This is a genomic window from Saccharopolyspora hirsuta (assembly GCF_008630535.1).
Taxonomy (GTDB): Bacteria; Actinomycetota; Actinomycetes; order Mycobacteriales; family Pseudonocardiaceae; genus Saccharopolyspora; species Saccharopolyspora hirsuta.
Genome location: NZ_VWPH01000003.1, coordinates 170525 through 186833, shown reverse-complemented (window position 1 = coordinate 186833; position 16309 = coordinate 170525). Strand labels below are relative to the sequence as shown.

Genomic DNA, 16309 nt, shown 5'->3' with positions numbered 1-16309 from the left:
TCGGACGTCCGATTTCCATTGAAATTGTTCATCCTGCCCGTGGACCGCAGCTGCGAAGGGCGTCCGCCACCGGCACCGCCACGCAGAACGAGGTTGGAAAACCTCAATGGAAATCGCACCCCGTCACTGCTCGGGTTCTTGCTCCTCGGGCGGTTCGAAGCCCTTGACGTCGTTGCGGTCGTCGCTGCTCGGGACGTCGCCCGGCAGGTGGACCGTCTTCGACAGCGGGCCCGGCGTCCAGGTGCCCCAGTGCGTTTCGCGGTGCACGTCCATCGCCGCCTGCGCGGGCAGGGCGTCCGGCTCGTACGGGTCGACCGCGTACAGCGAGCCCCAGTCCCGGTGGATGTTGTTCTTCAGGTACGTCGGCAGCTCGCGCATGCTGGTCGCCACGTTCAGCCAGCCGAACGGGCCGCCCGCGTCCGGCGAGGACCAGCCCTGGCCGACGTCGCGCACCTCGGCACCGGCCGACACCCGGAACTTCGGGATCTCCGCCACGCCGTTGTGCACGCCCGGCAGCTGCAGGCACGGGTGCACCAGGGCCGCGGTCCACTCCACGAACGTCGGCTGGTCGCCGACGAAGTCGGTCATGTTCACCAGCTGCGGCGCGCGCGGGGCGCTGATCGCGATCCAGCCGTTCGGGCCCACCGAGTTGTCCGTGGCCACCACGCGCATCTTGGTGGCGCCCTCGGACAGCCCGCCGACGGTGTAGCGGAAGTCCCGCCAGCCCGGGCCGCCCGGCTGCACCACGTACTTGCGCGCGGTGATCAGGAAGCCCTCCGGGGTGTCGTGGCCGAACTCCAGCGAGATCGAGTTCGCCCCGAACTCGTTGCCGGCCAGCGAGATCACCACCGGCACCTCGCCGGTCTTGGCCCGCTCCGGCAGGTCGTACCACTGGGTGCGCAGCTCGCCGGTGCCGGTACCGGCCTGGTCGTAGCTGCCCCACACCGGCGCCCGGTCGTTGCCGAACTGGTGCGGCGGCTTCCAGTCGGGCTCCTGCGGGTCGGTGCCGTCACCGGCGGGCAGGCCGGGCCGGTTGAAGCCGACCATCTTGGCCCGCATGTACTGGTCGATGTCCTCCTTGCCCTCCAGCCGCGTTGGCGGGATCGGGATGCGCACGTCCTGCGACGGCGCGCCCTTCGACGGCTGCTCGGGGGACACCCGCAGCATCCCGGACTGCGGGTTGGTCTCGACGTAGACGTAGTCCGACAACCCGCAGCTCGATCCGACGATCTGCTTCACGTTGTCGGCACCCATGCTGTAGCTGCCCCACTGCTTCTGGATGACCTTGCCGAAGTTGGCCAGCTCGAACAGCACCAGCAGCGCGCACACGATCGACAGCGGCGCGGTGCCCAGCCGCAGCGCGCGGCTGCGCTTCTCCTCGCGCCCGAAGCGCTCGTCGACCACCTTGGGGTTGTTCTCGTCGATGCGCAGGTGCTCGATGAACGCCACGATCAGCGCGATGGCCGCGAAGACCAGGAAGATCGTGCTCAGCTTGTAGCCCGCGAGCTGCGGCGGCATGTTGAACCAGGGCACGCCCCAGCCCGAGACGTACCACCAGGCGTTGGGCCCGGTGGCCGCGAACGCCAGGATCACCATCAGCATCGCGACGAACACCGCGCGGTTGCGCTTGGACCGCAGCACCGTGCTGCTGGTGGCCAACGCCGTCAGCGCGGCCAGCGCTCCGCCGAAGGCGGCGAAGATGCCGAAGTGGTGGGACCACTTGGTGGGGGTCAGCACCAGCACGCCGAAGGCCATCGCGGTGATCGCCAGCAGCCGTCGGCTCGGGCCCAGCGCGGCACCCCGGATCCGGCCGCGGCGCAGCAGCACGACCGCGCAGGTCACCAGGCACAGGATCACCAGCAGCACCGGGAAGCGCCGGGTCATGGAGCCGTCCGGCGTCGGGCTGAACAGCAGGTTGTAGCGGCTGAGCTCCTCGTACCAGCTCTGGCTCGGGCCGAGGTCGGTGCGCAGCTCGGTGGCGTCCATGACCGACTTGAAGGTCTGGTCGGAGAACACCAGGGCCAGGATCACGAACCCGGACGCGGCGATCGGGGCCAGCACCGGCAGCCAGCCGAACTCCTGCGCCCGCTTGCGGACCAGCCGGAACAGCGGCTTCAGCGCGGCGATGAACGGCAGCACGGACACCAGGCCGTGCGGGTTCGCACCCACCGACAGCGCGGCCACGACCAGGCCCAGCGCGGCGGGCATCAGCCGCCCGGTGGCCACGGCGCGCTCGACGGCGCACAGCGCCAGCAGCGAGAACAGCACCACGACCGGCTCGGGCCGCAGACCGTTGTTGTACGGCAGCCAGAAGGCCAGGAACACCGCGGCAGCGGCCCAACCGGCGGCGTTGGAGCGCCGCACCTGCTGGCCGAGCCGGGGCAGCACCTCGCGGCTGATCAGCAGCCAGGACACGATGCCCATCAGCAGCGCGGGCAGCCGCACCCACGGGGTCGCGGTGGAGATCTGCACCCACAGCGCGTAGAGCTCGTAGAACCAGCCGAACGGCGCTTCCGGGCCGCCGAACCAGCGGTAGTAGTTGCTGACGTACCCGAAGCTCTCGCGCGCTCGCGCGATGTTCAGGATGTAGCCGTCGTCCGAGGTCATGGCGCCCATGGCCCACCAGACGACGAGCGCCCCGATCACCGAGGCGTCGCGGAACGTCGGCTTCCACCAGCCCGCCGGGGCCCACTTCGGGGGACGGCGCCCGGCGCGCACGTCCAGCCGCCGCAGGCACACCACCGAGCCGATGAACGCCGCCACGGCCAGCCCCATCGCGGCGAGCTTGATGGTGGTCGCCTGGCTCTCGTAGCGGTTGTCGACGCGGGCCTCGAAGGACAGGCCGCGCACGTCGTCGATGGCGTCGTTGAGGCCGGAGTAGATGCCGGTCAGCTGCGGGCGCTGGTCGCCGCTCAGCTTGGCCAGCGACTCGTTGCCGACGGTGGCGGTGGTCTCGTAGGCGTCGGAGTGCAGCGAGATCGTGCAGTTGCCCTCGGGCAGCGGCACCGTGCCGATCTGCTGGCCCTTGTTGAGCAGCGTCAGGTGACCGTTGTCGACCTGGAGCACTAACCCGGTCAGGTTGCCGTAGTCCGACGACGGCGGGTTGGTGCTCAGCAGGGTGCCGGGGCCGTTGGTGCGCGCGTCGAGGCTGCGCGCCGAGGCGCACGGGATGTCGGCCTTCAGCCAGACCGGCGAGTAGCTCATCAGCGGTGCGGACACCGACTTGGTGCCCTCGGCCGTCGGCCACTTCAGCGTGGTGATGTCGTAGTTGACCGGGAGGAAGGGCACCGCCAGGGCGAGCACCGTGCCGACCAGTCCGAAGACCGTCGCGAACAGCTTGAGCCGCTTCGCGGACGGTTGCGGGTTCGTCTCGGTGCGCGCCGACGCATCGTCCGTTCGGCGGCTTTCCTCCTGGCCACTGAGCACGGGTGGAGAATAGTAGTTGCTGGTCCGGGCCCTTTCGGTGCGTTCCGCGGGTGTGCAGAGGAACACCTCGGCCAACCCCGTGAGCTGCGGACTCAGGTTGCTCTCAGGTCGTTCTCAGCAATTCGTGACGTTGTCGTGAGTGCGTAACGGTGTTCGAACACTGTTACGTACTCACGACCGAATCAACGGCGGAAGAACTGCTCCCGCTGGCCCTGGCGGACCAGGCGCAGCCATTCCTTGAAGGCCTTCGGATCGCGCTTCTGCCCCACGAAGTAGAGCCCGAAGCGGATCACCTCGAGCGCGCCGATCTTGCGCATCCCCGGCTGGGACAGCAGGTAGCCCCGGTTCCGGTAGGTGTAGTAGCGCTTGTTCGCGTCCGACGGGTCCTGCGCGTGGAACCGGCCGCCCAGCATCGGCTTGAACTCCGCCGAGCCGTCCGGGTGCAGGAACCGGGTCTTCAGCGTGGTGCCGAACGGCAGCCCGGAGCGCAGCACGCGCCGGTGGATCTCCACCTCGTCACCGCGGAAGAACAGCCGGTAGTCCGGCACGCCCACCACGTCCAGCGTCGAGGCGCGGAACAGCGCGCCGTTGAACAGCGAGGCGATGCCGGGCAGGAAGTCGCCGTCGCCGAGCTCGCTGACCCGCCGCTTCCAGGTCAGCCCGCGGCGCAGCGGGAACGCCAGCTTGTCCGGGGTGTCGATGTTGACCACCACCGGCGACACCGCGGCCAGCCGCCGCTTGGTGGCGACGTCCAGCAGCGTCTCCAGCGCGTGCTCGTCGGCCGGGCGCCCGTCGTCGTCGCCCAGCCACACCCACTCGGCGCCCAGCGCCAGCGCGGTCAGCATGCCGAGTGCGAAGCCGCCCGCACCGCCCAGGTTGCGCTGCGACCCGATGTAGGTCGACGGGATCGGGCAGTCCGCCACCACGTCCTCGGCGGACTGGTCGGGCCCGTTGTCGACCACCACCAGGTGGTCCGGCAGCCGGGTTTGGCTCGCGATGACCTTCAGGGACTCGGCCAGCAGCTCGCGACGGTGTCTGGTGACGATCACCGCGACTACGGACCCGGCGGGCAGCTGCTGTGCGGAGTCGGTGCTCATGCGCCTTCTTTGCTCCCGATCGTGGCCGCGGACTCGCCGATCCGGGCCAGGGTTTCCTCGCTGAGGTGCTCGAAGGGGTCGTACCCCTTGTAGTGCGTCAGGACCTCGCGCAGCGATCCCTGCTCGCGGATGCCGCCCTTGTCCATCCAGATGGCGGTGCTGCACAGCTCGATCAGGAACTCGTCGGAGTGCGAGGCGAACACCAGGATGCCGGACCGCTTGACCAGGTCGTTGAGCCGGTCGCGCGCCTTCTCCAGGAACTCCGCGTCCACCGCGCCGATGCCCTCGTCCAGGATCAGGATCTCCGGGTCGATCGAGGTCACCACGCCGAGCGCCAGCCGCACCCGCATCCCGGTGGAGTAGGTGCGCAGCGGCATCGCCAGGTAGTCGCCGAGCTCGGTGAACTCGGCGATGTCGTCGATCCGCTTCTCCATCTCCTTGCGGGTCATGCCCAGGAAGAGGCCGCGGATGATGATGTTCTCGTAGCCGGAGATCTCCGGGTCCATGCCCACGCCGAGGTCGAACACCGGCGCGACCTTGCCGACCACCCGCGCGCTGCCCCGGGTCGGCTCGTAGATGCCGCTGAGCAGCCGCAGCAGGGTGGACTTGCCCGCGCCGTTGTGGCCGACCAGGGCCACCCGGTCGCCGTGCCGCAGCGACAGGTCGATGTCGTGCAGCGCCTCGATGATCGGCACCCGGCTGTCGGTGCCGATCTTGCCACCGGCCTTGCCGAGCACGGCCTTCTTCAGCGAGCGGGACTTCGCGTCGAAGATCGGGAAGTCGACCGCTGCGTTCCAGACGTCGATGCTGACCACAGTTCGGACCTCACTCAGACCCAGTAGGAGACGCGGGCGCGGTAGTTGCGCAGGACGACCAGGGCCACCGCCCACCCCACGACGGTGAACACGCCGACGACCAGCCAGTGGTGCCAGACGATCGGGCTGCCCAGCATCGGCTGGCGGACGATCTCCAGGAAGTGCATGAAGGGGTTGAGCTCGGCCAGCCTGGCGCGCTCGGCGATCGCCGGGTTCTCGTGCGCCCGGAACTGGTCGTAGTTCCACACGATCGGCGTCATGAAGAACATCAGCTGCACGATGCTCTGCGTGACCGGCGGGATGTCCCGGAACCGGGTCGAGATGGTGCCCACCACGATGATCACCCAGGCGCCGTTGATCGCGATCAGCGCGAACGCCGGGATGGCCAGCAGCGCGGTGAGGGACAGCGGCTTCGGGAAGAGCAGCAGGAGCACGAAGTAGACGGCGAGGTTGTGCGCGAAGAAGAGCACCTGCCGCCACAGCAGCCGCAGCACGTGGATCGTGACCGGGGCGGGGAGCTGCTTGATCAGCCCCTCGTTCGAGATGAAGACCTCGGAGCCCTCGTTGACGCAGTTGGAGATGAAGCCCCAGATGATGAACCCGACCGCCAGGTACGGCAGGTGGTCTTCCAGCTTCATGCCGAACAGCTGCGAGTACAGCAGGCCGAGCGCGGTGACCGTGACGGCCATGCTGATGGTGATCCACAGCGGGCCGATCACCGAGCGCCGATAGCGCTGCTTGATGTCCTGCCAGCCTAGGTGCGCCCACAGCTGTCGCTGGCTGAGGGCGTCACTGATGTCCTTGAAGGCTTTCCGCCAGGTCTGCGACGAAGTCTCGGGCGGAGCCTCTGGGCGGTCTACCGTGCTCGTGGACTGCACAGTGCGTCAGAGTACCGATCGATGGAGTGCCCTCCGGGCCAGGGCATCACTCCACGGTGCAACCACCCGGCGGGGCACCCCCACGCACCGTGCGCGGGCCGCCCGGAAACCGCAGTTCCAATTGAAACTGTGAACTTCCCCCCGGGGTGGCCGCAGTTTCAGTTGAAACTGCGGCCACCCCGGCGCCTCACAGGTACTGGCCGGTGCCGCGGGTGGGGCCGTGGTCGGCCTCGCCGGTGCCGCCCGCGGGCAGGCCGCGGCGCATCTGCTCCAGCTGGGCGCGGGCCGCCATCTGCTGGGCGAACAGCGCCGTCTGCAGGCCGTGGAACAGGCCCTCCAGCCAGCCGACCAGCTGGGCCTGGGCGATCCGCAGCTCGGACTCCGACGGCGTGGACTCCTGGGCGAACGGCAGCGACAGCCGCTCCAGCTCCTCGATGAGCTCCGGGGCCAGGCCCTGCTCCAGCTCGCGGATGGAGGACTGGTGGATCTCCTTGAGGCGGCTGCGGCTGGCCTCGTCCAGCGGCGCCGCCCGGACCTCCTCCAGCAGCTGCTTGATCATCGTGCCGATGCGCATCACCTTGGCGGGCTGCTCGACCAGCTCGTTGATGTCCTCGCCGCGCTCGGGCTGCTCGCCCTCGGCGATGGCGCCGAGCGGCTTGCCGTCCTCGCCGACCACGAACACCTGCGGCCTGCCCTCACTGTCTTCGCGGGTCATGTCTCCATCCTGGCGCGTCGCGGAACGCTTCGAGTGCGCGGTGACCGGTGCCGACCTGTTCGGTCCGCCACAGGTCGGAACCCGTTCCCGAACCCGCCTCGCGCGGGAGTTCGAGGACGGGCGCTCGATTACACCACGTCACCCGGTATCGCACGCGGGTGACGGAGTGGTGCGATATCGGCCACCCGGCAGTCGGTACCGCCCGCCCCGTACGTAACGTGTGCGGCATGGCGTTCGACGTCGCAGCGGTTCGCGGGCTGTTCCCCGCGCTCGGCGACGGGTGGGTGCACCTGGACGCCCCGGCAGGCATGCAGGTTCCTGAACAAGTGGCGACCGCGGCGTCGACTGCGCTGCGGGCCCCGGTATCCGGTCCGGGCGGGATCTTCCCCGCTTCGCAGCGCGCCGAGGCGATCGTGGAAGCCGCCCGTCGCGCAATTGCTGATCTGGTCGGGGCGAACCCGGCCGGGGTCGTGCTCGGCCCCAACTCTGCCGTTCTGCTGCAACGGCTGGCCGACGCGCTGGGTGACGGCTGGATGATCGGTGACGACGTGGTCGTCTCCCGGCTGGACCACCCGGCCAACGTCGCGCCGTGGCAGCGCGTGGCGCAGCGCTCCGGCGGGACGGTGCGCTGGGCCGAGGTCGACATCGAGACCTGCGAGCTGCCCACCTGGCAGTACCAGGAGCTGGTCACCCCGCGGACGAAGGTCGTGGCGATCACCGCCGCGTCCGGCGCGGTGGGCACCCGGCCGGACGTGCGGCAGGCCGCGGAGGCGGCGGCCGAGCACGGCGCGCTGGTCGTGGTGGACGCCTCGGCGGCGGCGCCGTTCGTCCCGCTGGACATCACCTCGATGGGCGCCGACGTGGTGGCGGTGAACGCCTCCGCGTGGGGCGGCCCGCCGGTGGGCGCGCTGGTGTTCAAGAACGCGGCGATGCTCGACCAGCTCCCGTCGGTGGCGCTGGAGCCCGGCGCGCGCGGCGCGGAGCGCATGGAGCTCGGCCCGCACGCCTACCCGCTGCTGGCCGGTCTGGTGGCGTCGGTGGACTACCTGGCCGGGTTGGACGACGCCGCGGTGGGGCCGCGCCGGGAGCGGCTGCTGACCTCGCTGGGCTCGGTGAAGTCGTACCAGGCGGGTCTGCTGGCGAACCTGACCAACGGGCTCCGCAAGATGAACCATGTGATGCTGATCGGCGACGCGATGCGCCGGGTGCCGTCGATGGCGTTCACGGTCTCCGGGGTGAAGGCGGTGGACGCGGTCGAGCACCTCGCGGAGCGCGGGGTCTGCGCCTTCGCCGACCCCGGCACCCACGGCGTCTTCGCGGTCCTGGGCGTCGGGGAGGTCGGCGGAGCGGTCCGCGTCGGCCTGGCGCACTACACCAACGCGGACGAGGTCGACCAGCTCGTCCGAGCGGTCGCCGAACTCGCCTGACCAGGCGACACCCCGCGATTTCAATGGAGATCAGACCTCTGATCTCCATTGAAATCGCGCAGGTCCCGACCCGCGACCGGCGTGTCGGGCGCCCGACACGCCGACCTGGCGCAAGTTCCATTGAGCCTTTTTCATCCTGTCCGTGGACCGCAGCCGCGAAGGGCGAACTGCACCGGTCGGCAGGTGTCGCTATGCGCCGCAGGCGCATAACCCACCCTCGCAACTCGCACCGCCGCGGGTTCTCAGCGTTCGCCTGGCGAGGACGGCCCTGACGCCGTGTATTGGACATACATCAGTCAGGGCACCCGGAGTCCAGGCGGGCGCTGAGGTTCCGCCACTTGCACCGCCACGCAGAACGAGGTTGGAAAAACCTCATTGAAATCGGATGTCCGATTTCCATTGAAATCGCGCAGGACGCACCGGTCGGGTCAGCGGACCAGGAGGATCTTGCCGCGGACGTCGCCCGCTTCGAGGACGGCGTGGGCGCGGGCCGCTTCGCGCAGCGGGATCCGGTCGTGCACCGGGGTCCGGACCCGGCCCGCCTCGACCAGCGGCCACAGCCGTTCGCGCACGTCGGTGACGATCGCGGCCTTGCCGTGCGGGCCCGCCAGCGGCCGTCCGCGCAACCCCAGCACCGACAGGTGCAGCCGCTTGACCAGCATCTTCCCCAGGTCCAGCTCGGCCTTCCGGCCGCCCTGCATGCCGATGATCGCCAGGTGCCCGTCGGGGGCCAGCGCGGACAGGTTCCGGTCCAGGTAGGACGCGCCCATGTTGTCCAGGACGACGTCGGCGCCGCCGAGCTCCTTCACGACCGCGACGAAGTCCTCGTCCCGGTAGCTGATCACCGGGTCCGCGCCGAGCTCGGCGCACAGCTGGCGGCTCGCCGCCGACCCCGCGGTCGCCGCGACCCGCGCGCCGAGCGCTCGGCCGATCTGGATCGCGCAGGTCCCGATGCCGCCCGCACCGCCGTGCACCAGCAGCAGCTGTCCACTTCGGAGCCCGGCCTCCATCACCACGTTGGACCAGACGGTGCAGCACACCTCGGGCAGCCCGGCGGCGTCCACCAGGTCGACCCCGGCGGGCTTGGGCAGCACCTGCTCGGCGGGCACCGCGACGCGCTCGGCGTAACCGCCCCCGGCCAGCAGCGCGCAGACCTCGTCGCCGACCTGCCAGCCCTCGACGCCCTCGCCCAGTTCGGCGATGGTGCCGGAGCACTCCAGCCCGAGGATGTCGCTGGCGCCCTTCGGCGGCGGGTAGTTGCCCTCCCGCTGGCTGAGGTCCGCGCGGTTGACCGCGCTGGCGGCGATGTCGATGAGGACCTCGCCCGGGCCCGGTCGCGGGTCGGGGTGTTCGGTCCACTCCAAGACGTCCGGTTCACCCGGCTCACGGATCGCGATGGCGTACATGCCCGCGACGGTAGTCCGAACCGGACGGTCCGCGCGGTGCGCGGGGAGGGGATCAGCCGCACAATACGGTAAAAACGGGAAATTGTCCCTGGTTCTTAACTCTTCTCGGTAGAGCCTTGACTTCGCAGCGTGATCCTCTCAAGGCTTGCCGCCAGGAAATCCACCCGAAACGGGGAGCATGATGAGTTTGCGAACCATCACATCCAGGCGTTCGATCACCGCTCTGGCCGCGGGCTGCGCGGCGGCGATGCTCGTTGTCACCCCGGCCAGCGCGGCCCCGGCCGACCTCGGCAGGACCATCGACGGCAATGCCGTCAACCGTCACCTGATCGCGCTGCAGCGGATCGCCGACCAGAACGGCGGGAACCGCGCGTCCGGTCAGCCGGGCTACGAGGCCAGCGTGGATTACGTCGTGGGCAAGCTGCAGCGCGCCGGTTTCGACGTGTCCACCCCGGAGTTCACCTACGAGGCGTACTTCAAGGACTCCTTCAGCCTGGCCGTCGCGGGTCAGCCGACCGAGGGCGACGCGCTGGAGTACTCCCCGGCGACCCCGCAGGGCGGGCTGACCGCTCCGCTGTCGGTCCTGCCGGTCGACGACACGCCGGGCTGCGAGGCCACCGACTTCGACGGCGCGAACGTCACCGGGACGGTCGTGCTCATCTCGCGTGGTGCCTGCAACTTCGCGACGAAGCAGCAGCTCGCGTCCGACGCCGGTGCGGTGGGCGCGATCATCTACAACAACGTCGACGGTCCCCTCAACGGCACCCTCGGTGACGCCGCCGCAGGGCGCATCCCCACCGCCGGGGTCACCAAGCAGGTCGGCGAGGCGCTGTCCGGGCAGGCCGGGGCCGAGGTCAAGCTGGACGTGCAGGCGCGGTTCGAGACCGTGACCACCCGCAACGTCATCGCGCAGACCAAGACCGGGCGCACCGACAACGTGGTGATGGCCGGGGCGCACCTGGACGGCGTCCCGGAGGGCCCGGGCATCAACGACAACGGCACCGGCAGCGCCGGTCTGCTGGAGACCGCGCTGAAGCTGGGCGGCAGCCCGGACGTGCAGAACGCGGTGCGGTTCGCCTGGTGGGGCGCGGAGGAGTCCGGCCTGGTCGGCTCGACGAAGTACGTGCAGGGCCTGAGCTTCGAGGAGCAGCTCGACATCGCGCTGTACCTGAACTTCGACATGATCGGTTCGCCGAACGCCGGGTACTTCGTCTACGACGGTGACGGCTCGACCGGTGGCCCGTCCGGCCCGCAGGGCTCGGGCCAGATCAAGGACGACTTCATCGCGACGATGGCCGAGCAGGGCATCGAGTCGGAGCCGAGCGAGTTCAACGGCCGCTCGGACTACGGCGAGTTCATCGCGGTGGGCATCCCGTCCGGCGGCATGCACACCGGCGTCGAGGACCTGAAGACCGAGGAGCAGGCCGCCAAGTGGGGCGGCACCGCGGGCGTCGCGTTCGACCCGAACTACCACAGCGCGCGGGACAATCTGTCCAATGTGGACCGCGTGGCGCTGGAGCGGATGACCAAGGGCATCGCGAACGTCGTGCAGGCCTACTCGCAGAGCACCGAGGCGGTCAACGGCATGCAGACCCGCGCGGAGCGCGCCCAGCTGCGCGCCGCGCAGAGCACGATGATGGCCCAGAGCTTCGACCAGGGCCCGAAGGTCGGCCACGGCCACAACCTGTCCTGACCGATCGGCGTGCGGGGCGCCTCCGGGTGCCCCGCACGTCACCGCAGTTTCACCGAGGTTTTTCCAACCTCGTTCTGCGTCGCGGTGCCGGTAGCGGAACCTCAGCGCCCGCCTGGACTCCGGGTGCCCTGACTTATGTATGACCCAATACACGGCGTCAGGGCCGTCCTCGCCAGGCGAACGCTGAGAACCCGCGGCGGTGCGAGTTGCGAGGGTGGGTTATGCGCCTGCGGCGCATGCGACCCCTGCCGACCGGTGCAGTTCGCCCTTCGCGGCTGCGGTCCACGGCCAGGATGAAAAAGGTTCAATTGAAGTTGTGATTCCGTTGGGGGCCTGATCGCAGTTTCAGTTGAAACTGCGGAACGACGTGTCCGCCGGGGAGGGGTGATGTCGTGAAACGTGCCGCACTGGTGGTGGCAGCGGTGGCCGCCGCGCTGGTGACCCCGACCGCGAACGCGGCCGAACCGGTGCGCTTCGCGACGTTCAACGCCTCGCTCAACCGCGCCGCCGAGGGCGAGCTGCTCGCCGATCTGTCCACACCGGACGACGAGCAGGCGCGGAAGGTGGCCGAGGTGGTGCAGCGGGTCCGCCCGGACGTGCTGCTGCTCAACGAGTTCGACCACGTCGAGGGCAACGCCGCGGTCGACGCCTTCCGCACCAACTACCTGGCGCGGGGCCAGCGCGGTGCCGACCCGATCGACTACCCCTACGCCTACACCGCACCGGTCAACACGGGCGTGCCGGCCGGCATGGACCTCGACAACGACGGCACCGTCGGCGGCCCGGGCGACGCCCACGGGTTCGGCGCCTTCCCCGGCCAGTACGGCATGGTGGTGCTCTCGAAGTACCCGATCGGCCAGGTCCGCACCTTCCAGCAGTTCCGGTGGGCGGACATGCCGGGCGCACGCCTGCCGGACGACCCGGCGACGCCGGAACCCGCGGACTGGTTCACGCCGGAGGAGCTGGCGCAAGTCCGCCTGTCCTCGAAGTCGCACTGGGACCTGCCGATCGACGTCGGCGGCCGCACGGTGCACTTCCTGACCTCGCACCCGACGCCGCCCGCCTTCGACGGCCCGGAGCAGCGCAACGTCCTGCGAAACCAGGACGAGATCCGGTTCTGGGCGGACTATGTGACGCCGAAGCGCGGCGACTACGTCTACGACGACGAAGGGGTGCGCGGCGGCCTGCGGCCCGGCGCCCGGTTCGTCGTCGCCGGTGACCAGAACTCCGACCCGCTGGACGGCGACAGCAACGGCATCCGCGAGCTGCTGCACGCTCCGCGCGTGATCGACCCGCGGCCCGGCAGCGCCGGAGCGGTCGAGGCGAGCGCGACCCAGGGCGGTGCGAACGAGACCCACCGCGGCAGCCCGTACTTCGACACGGGCGACTTCGACGACGAGTCGCCGGGCAACCTCCGCATCGACTACGTGCTGCCGTCCGCCCCGCTGGTCCCGCTGCGCTCCGGGGTGTTCTGGCCGACCGCGAACGACGAGCTGTCCCGCCTCGACGACGCCTCCGACCACCACCTCGTCTGGCTCGACCTGCTCGGTTGACAGGTCAGCTCCAGCTGCCGATGGGCTCGGTGGCGGTGAGCGGTTGGTAGACGAGCTTCAGACCGGTGGCGTCGGCGGGGACGTCGAAGAACACCTTCCCGCTGCCGGAATCGCCCTTCGCCAGCAGCGTCGCGAACAGCACGCCCGTCATGTCGGTGCCGTTCGGCGCGGCGCTCGGGTATTGGTTGCCCGCGCCGTCGACCAGCATGAAGTCGACCGACGCGACTGCGCCGCCGGTGCCGCCGAGGAGTTCGGCCGAGACATCGGTGGAGACGTACTTGCCCACCTCCGGCGGGGTGGAGAACTCGGTGACGTCCTGCAGCGGACCGGCGGTGACGGCGAACTGGCCGCCCTCCTCCTCGATCCCCGCGGTCTCGCCGAAGGCGACGTCCTTGCCGCCGACCTGCGGCGTGGCCTGCTCGGACTGCGACCGGGAACTCGGCGCGGGAGCGGTGGGCTCGCTGGCAGCGCCGCATCCGGCCAGGCCGAGCAGGACCAATCCGACCGCGGGCGCGATGAACTTCTTCACTTTTCCCCATCAGATCACGCGAAATGAACGCGACGGATGATGCCAGCGAGGAACGGCCCGCCACCACGAAAACCCGGAACAAATCCCAAAACCATTTGAATTGAACTCCGGAACAGCTCCCGCGCGGAATCACACCTTCCAGTACCAGTGCTGGGTGCCGTACGGGTATTCCACGCGGCTGTCGACGTGGGTGAAGGTGTCGTAGCGGATGATGCCGGACATGCCGGAGGTCTTGGCCAGCTCGATGGTCTGGCCGACGCTCTTGCCGCTGATCACGACGTCCGCGGCGATGCCGTAGGTGTGCTGGCTGTTGGCCGCGCCGCCGACGTTCTCGTTGTGCGCCTTGCTGCGGAAGCCGGAGTTGACGGTGATCGCGGCGTCCCCGGCCTTCTTGCGGACGGCCTCCAGCTTGTACATCAGCCGCCGCACGTTCTCCTGCACGGTGCTCGCCCCGACGTTCCCACCGCCGAACCCGGCGCCGTCCTTGGAGTGGAACTCGGCGAAGTCGAAGTGCGCGGTCGACCCGTCGGAATCCTCCAGCGCGTTGAGCTTCTCCTGCGTCGCGGCGTCGACCACGCCGGTGCCGTCGAGCCCGTAGGCCTGCTGGAACCGCACGACGGCGGCCTCGGTCGCCGGGCCGAACTTCCCGTCCACGCCGACGAAGGTCTGCTCCGCGCTGTCGGCCGCCCACCCGGCGACCCTGATCTGCAGCTCGGTGACGTCAGCGCCGCTGTCGCCCTCGCGGAGCTCGCGGCTCCAGTCGTAGGCGGCGGCTTCCGGTGCTGCGGTGGCGGAAACCCCGGAGAACACGAGCGCGGCCATCGCCATCGCGGCGACGAGTCGCAACGGACCGGTCGACATGATCATCCCCGTTCCCGGATCGGCGGCCAGGAACCGGAGGATGTCAGAAGTTCACGAGGAAAACGGCCTTTGTCGGGTTCTGGTCACTGCGCGGACCAGACGCCGAGCTCGTTGCCCGCGGGGTCGAGGAAGTGGAAGCGCCGCCCGCCGGGGAACTCGTACGGCCCCTGCGTGACCGTTCCGCCCGCGTCGTGCACGGCCTGCGCGCTGGCGTCCAGGTCGGTGGAGTACAGCAGGACCAGCGGTCCACCGGCGGTGACCTGGTCGGTCAACCGGAAACCGCCGACCTCGGCGTCGCCGCCGCCGCGGATCCCGACGTAGGCCGGTCCGGGGCCGTAGTCCGTGAAGGTCCAGCCGAAGGCGTTGCCGTAGAACGCCTTGGCGGCGGCGAAGTCGGTGACCGCGATCTCGACGTAGTCGAGCGCGTGGTGGGTCTGCGAGGACATGTCGGGAGTGTGTCCCGAACCCCCGACAGCGTGCGGCAGAATCGCCGGATGGGTGAGCGCAGGTGTGCCGTGCTGGCACTGCACTGGCAGGTCAACGTGATCAAGCCCGAGGGCTTCTTCGGCGGGATGCTCGCCGAACCGGTGGCCCGGAGCGGGGTCGTGGAACGCGCCGCGCGGTTCCACGCGGCTGCCGCCGAAGCGGGCGCGGACCTGGTGTTCACCCGCTTCACCATCCCGGAGGGCGAGGGCCAGCTGGTCCGCAACACGGGTTTCATGCAGGCCGTCGGCGAGGCGCAGGAGTCCTTCCGCCCGGACGCGCCGGGCTCGGCCCTGATCCCCGAGATGGCGAACCAGCCGAACCACGTGGTGGACAACCAGAAGCTCTCCGGTCTCGCGGGCAACGACCTGGCGGCCTGGCTCCGCGACCGGGACGTCGACACGCTGTTCCTGACCGGGGTGGCGACGAATCTGACGGTGGAGCAGACGGCCCGCCACGCCACCGACCTCGGCTTCCACGTCCGAGTCGTCAGCGACTGCGTGACCGCGGCCGACGAGCAGACCCACGAAGCCTCCCTGGCCAACCTGGACCTGACCACCGCGGGCTGCGTGACGGCGGCCGAAGCCGTCCAGCAGGCGTACAACGCCTAAGCCCCGCCTCGACCCTGTGACCTGGCGATCCCCGCTGCCGGAGCAGACGATGGGGGCAGCTGAGGGGAGGGGGAGCCATGCGCCAGACCAATCTCGCCGGGGAGACGGCCGAGTACGTCCGCGCCCGGGAGGAGCTGCGCGAGGCCGAGATCGAGTTGATGCGGCACCGCGAGCGGGTCGCCGACCAGCGCCGTCGGCTCCCGCTGGGGCCGGTCGTCGACGACTACGCGTTCGAGGAGGGCCCGGCGGATCTGGACGCCGGTGATGAGCCGGTGCGGGAGGTGCGGTTGAGCGAGCTGTTCACCGGGCCGGACCGCGATCTCGTCGTCTACCACCTCATGTACGGCAAGGCGCAGACCGAGCCGTGTCCGATGTGCACGATGTGGGTCGACGGGTTCAACGGGGTCGCCCACCACCTGGGGCGGAACGTGGATTTCGCGATCGTGGCCGCGGCCGACCTGCCTGCGCTGCGCGAGCACGCCCGGAATCGGGGCTGGTCGGGGCTGCGCCTGCTCAGCGCTGCGAAGAGCACGTTCAAGCGCGACCTGGCCAGCGAGGACGAGGAGGGCGGTCAGGATTCGGCGGTGTCGGTGTTCACCCGCGACGACAGCGGCGCGGTGCGCCACGTCTACTCGGCGCACCCCCGCATGTCCGAGGAGATCGACGAGCGCGGCATCGATCTCCTGACCCCGGTCTGGCACGTCCTCGACCTGACGCCCCGGGGCCGCGGCGACTGGTACCCGACCCTCGACTACTAGCGGACTGGTCGGAATCCGCCCACCGCGCCGCCGGGATGTGATGAGCTGGCAGGGCCG

The 16309-nt window shown here is 69.9% G+C and carries 14 protein-coding genes; 5 read left to right on the top strand and 9 right to left on the bottom strand.

Features of this window, described 5'->3' with window-relative positions:
* Positions 1-123: 123 nt before the first annotated feature.
* The 5 genes from F1721_RS07065 to F1721_RS07045 all read right to left on the bottom strand — a co-directional run bounded on the left by F1721_RS07065 (position 124) and on the right by F1721_RS07045 (position 6931).
* Positions 124-3426 (bottom strand): arabinosyltransferase domain-containing protein, encoded by a 3303-nt coding sequence (locus F1721_RS07065; RefSeq protein WP_150065749.1) that lies wholly within the window; start codon positions 3424-3426, stop codon positions 124-126.
* Positions 3427-3608: 182 nt separating this feature from the next.
* Positions 3609-4523, bottom strand: a complete 915-nt coding sequence (gene glfT1, locus F1721_RS07060) for a galactofuranosyltransferase GlfT1 (protein WP_150065748.1) — start codon at positions 4521-4523, stop codon at positions 3609-3611.
* Entirely contained in the window at positions 4520-5338 is an 819-nt protein-coding gene (gene wzt / locus F1721_RS07055) for a galactan export ABC transporter ATP-binding subunit Wzt/RfbE (RefSeq protein ID WP_150065747.1), read from the bottom strand. Before wzt ends, glfT1 begins: the two co-directional genes overlap by 4 nt.
* Before the next feature lie 14 nt (positions 5339-5352).
* Positions 5353-6216 (bottom strand): galactan export ABC transporter permease subunit Wzm/RfbD, encoded by an 864-nt coding sequence (gene wzm / locus F1721_RS07050; protein ID WP_211840361.1) that lies wholly within the window; start codon positions 6214-6216, stop codon positions 5353-5355.
* Between the two features lie 187 nt (positions 6217-6403).
* Positions 6404-6931, bottom strand: coding sequence for a bacterial proteasome activator family protein (locus tag F1721_RS07045; RefSeq protein WP_150065746.1), 528 nt, complete (start codon positions 6929-6931; stop codon positions 6404-6406).
* A 227-nt stretch (positions 6932-7158) separates the two neighbouring features.
* Here F1721_RS07045 and F1721_RS07040 point away from each other — a divergent pair, with 227 nt between their 5' ends.
* Entirely contained in the window at positions 7159-8358 is a 1200-nt protein-coding gene (locus tag F1721_RS07040; protein ID WP_150065745.1) for a cysteine desulfurase-like protein, read from the top strand.
* 428 nt (positions 8359-8786) lie between these two features.
* Here the strand turns inward: F1721_RS07040 and F1721_RS07035 are convergent, their stop codons facing one another.
* Complete coding sequence (locus F1721_RS07035; protein ID WP_150065744.1) at positions 8787-9764, bottom strand: NAD(P)H-quinone oxidoreductase; 978 nt, start codon at positions 9762-9764, stop codon at positions 8787-8789.
* Positions 9765-9945: 181 nt separating this feature from the next.
* Here F1721_RS07035 and F1721_RS07030 point away from each other — a divergent pair, with 181 nt between their 5' ends.
* Both F1721_RS07030 and F1721_RS07025 read left to right on the top strand, forming a co-directional pair.
* Positions 9946-11457, top strand: a complete 1512-nt coding sequence (locus F1721_RS07030) for a M28 family metallopeptidase (protein WP_150065743.1) — start codon at positions 9946-9948, stop codon at positions 11455-11457.
* 392 nt (positions 11458-11849) lie between these two features.
* The gene (locus F1721_RS07025; protein ID WP_150065742.1) at positions 11850-13010 is read left to right on the top strand and encodes an endonuclease/exonuclease/phosphatase family protein; all 1161 of its coding nucleotides are present in this window, start codon (positions 11850-11852) and stop codon (positions 13008-13010) included.
* Positions 13011-13014: 4 nt separating this feature from the next.
* Here the strand turns inward: F1721_RS07025 and F1721_RS07020 are convergent, their stop codons facing one another.
* From F1721_RS07020 to F1721_RS07010, 3 genes are all read right to left on the bottom strand, one after another.
* Positions 13015-13539 carry a DUF4352 domain-containing protein gene (locus tag F1721_RS07020; RefSeq protein ID WP_150065741.1) on the bottom strand — a complete coding sequence of 175 codons (525 nt, stop codon included), beginning with the start codon at positions 13537-13539 and terminating at the stop codon, positions 13015-13017.
* Between the two features lie 129 nt (positions 13540-13668).
* A complete protein-coding gene (locus tag F1721_RS07015; protein WP_246154393.1) occupies positions 13669-14400 on the bottom strand; it encodes a D-Ala-D-Ala carboxypeptidase family metallohydrolase in 732 nt (243 codons plus the stop codon).
* Between the two features lie 83 nt (positions 14401-14483).
* The gene (locus F1721_RS07010) at positions 14484-14846 is read right to left on the bottom strand and encodes a VOC family protein (RefSeq protein WP_150065739.1); all 363 of its coding nucleotides are present in this window, start codon (positions 14844-14846) and stop codon (positions 14484-14486) included.
* A gap of 48 nt (positions 14847-14894) precedes the next feature.
* Between F1721_RS07010 and F1721_RS07005 the strand changes: the two genes are divergently transcribed.
* Both F1721_RS07005 and F1721_RS07000 read left to right on the top strand, forming a co-directional pair.
* Positions 14895-15494, top strand: coding sequence for a cysteine hydrolase family protein (locus F1721_RS07005; protein ID WP_150065738.1), 600 nt, complete (start codon positions 14895-14897; stop codon positions 15492-15494).
* Positions 15495-15571: 77 nt separating this feature from the next.
* Positions 15572-16252, top strand: coding sequence for a DUF899 family protein (locus F1721_RS07000; protein ID WP_150065737.1), 681 nt, complete (start codon positions 15572-15574; stop codon positions 16250-16252).
* Positions 16253-16309: the final 57 nt, after the last annotated feature.